This window comes from Selenihalanaerobacter shriftii (assembly GCF_900167185.1).
Taxonomy (GTDB): Bacteria; Bacillota; Halanaerobiia; order Halobacteroidales; family Acetohalobiaceae; genus Selenihalanaerobacter; species Selenihalanaerobacter shriftii.
Genome location: NZ_FUWM01000049.1, coordinates 1 through 2,164 on the forward strand (window position 1 = coordinate 1; position 2,164 = coordinate 2,164).

The 2,164-nt window shown below is 28.5% G+C and carries 3 protein-coding genes; all 3 read right to left on the minus strand.

Translation table 11 applies throughout. The features are described from left to right. Positions 1-79: 79 nt before the first annotated feature. Complete coding sequence (locus tag B5D41_RS13905; RefSeq protein ID WP_234983973.1) at positions 80-613, minus strand: TlpA family protein disulfide reductase; 534 nt, start codon at positions 611-613, stop codon at positions 80-82. A gap of 22 nt (positions 614-635) precedes the next feature. Then, positions 636-1,346, minus strand: coding sequence for a cytochrome c biogenesis CcdA family protein (locus B5D41_RS13910; RefSeq protein ID WP_078811220.1), 711 nt, complete (start codon positions 1,344-1,346; stop codon positions 636-638). 161 nt (positions 1,347-1,507) lie between these two features. Then, positions 1,508-2,164, minus strand: a 657-nt coding sequence (locus B5D41_RS13915; RefSeq protein WP_234983974.1) for a Crp/Fnr family transcriptional regulator, incomplete at its 5' end; no start/stop codon positions are given.

A 2,164-nucleotide genomic window follows, 5' to 3' on the forward strand; every position in this document is an offset into this window, starting at 1 on the left:
ATATATATTTTTTCATCAATACCTCACCTCCTTTTCTTTTGCACTTTACTATCAAATTATTTAGTCTATTTTAGGATAATTAATTCAATGCTTTACTAATTATTTCTTTCATCTGCTCTTTATTCATAGCTCCAACATGCTGTGCTTTAATAACACCATTCTTATCTACAATAAGAGTCTTAGGAATTCCTCTTACTAAATAATCCGCTGCTATCTTACCATCTTTATCAGAAAGAACAGTAAAATCATATCCATTCGAATCTATAAAATTACTTACTTTATTTTGAGGTTCTTTTACATTTACTGCTAGTATCTTAACTCGGTCCTGCATCTCTTCATAAATTTCTTGCATATGAGGCATCTCTAATCGACAAGGTGGACACCAAGTAGCCCAAAAATTGATAAATACTACCTTCTCTCCTCGAAAATCAGAAAGACTAACCTCTTTACCGTCTAAATTAGTTAAAGTAAAATTAGGGGCTCTAAAACCAACTTGAACTTTTACTGGTATATCTTCATTTGCCTGCTGTTCAGCATCTGATTGACTACATCCAACTAAAAGTATCATACTAGTGAGTATACAAATAATAATTAAACCCTTTTTATAATTCAAAGTAATCCCTCCTCATTTTTAATTAAAATGTAAATGTAGATAACCATTGGAAAGCATTGTTATAAATTAAAACTCCCATAATTATTAAAAAAATACCACTAACAATAGATATCTTATTTAGATATTTATTCAATCTATTCAAATAATTAGAAAGATAGTTAATAAATACTGCAGTTAATAAGAATGGAACTGCAAGTCCTAAAGAATATGTGGCTAATAATCCACCTCCTAACCATAAAGATTGACTTGAACTAGCATAAATTAAAATTGAAGATAAAATAGGTCCAATACATGGAGTCCATCCTGCTGAAAATGCCATACCCAATAAAAAAGAACTAATAGCTGTCACTTTATTTGGTCTATAGTGAACCTTCTTTTCCTTATAAAAGAAGGATAACTTAATTATTCCTGTCATATGTAATCCAAAAATAATCACTATTACTCCACTAATTTTTCTGATAATCGACTGATTCTGTAGCATAAATCTTCCTATAAATGTTGCAGACATCCCTAATAATATAAATATAGCAGAAAAACCCAAGACAAACATTATTGAGTTTAAATATAATTTTTTGTTGAATCTATTACTTTCCTGCTTATTTTTAATTTCATCTACAGAAACTCCTGATAAGTAAGTAATATAAGTAGGAATTAATGGCAAAACACAAGGAGATAAAAAAGAGATTAATCCCGCTCCAAAAGCCATCAGAAAACCTACATTTTGTCCATTCATCACCTTTCCCTCCTTCTTAATTTTTATATTAGTTATATGTATTATAACATAAAATTGTAATGAATTTATGATATTATAATAAAAAATACAGTTCTATACAAGAACTGTATCCTTTATAAGAATAAAGTATTGTTTAATTTTTTTATTGACTAACTAAATAATTAACTCCATTTCTTTAACCCGGTTAGATCAAGTACTATAATTTGTTTTCTACCAACTTCTACTAAATTATCATCTTTAAAATCACTTAGAATCCTAGTAATGGTTTCTCTAGAAGTACCAATCAGATTAGAAAATTCTTTTCTAGTTAATGAAAGCTCCAACTCAATACCTTTATCAGTTTCTTTTCCATACTCTTCAGCTAATTTAACTAGCATACTTGCTGTTCTACCACGAGTATCTTTTAAACCTAAATCCCTTATTTTCATTTGTGCTTGTCTTAACCTTTTACTCATAACATCTAGAATTTTTATCGAAATTTCAGGATTCCTTTTGATAAGTTTATTTACATCTTCACTCTTAATCATACCTATTTTTGCATCTTCTATTACTTCAGCCGTAGCAGGATAAGGTCCTTGGTCAAATAAAACTACTTCTGCAAAAATATCATCAGCTTTTAAAATTTGTAGGATCTGTTCTTCACCAGTCTCTAACATCTTAGATAATTTAATTTGACCAGATTTAATAAAAAACAAAGCTTCTCCAGGTTCATCTTCTAAAAAAACAAACATACCTTTTTTATATTTTCGCATAATAATTAAATCATCTATCTGTTTTAGTTCATCATATGATAAACTACTGAAAAAAGGAATTTTTTT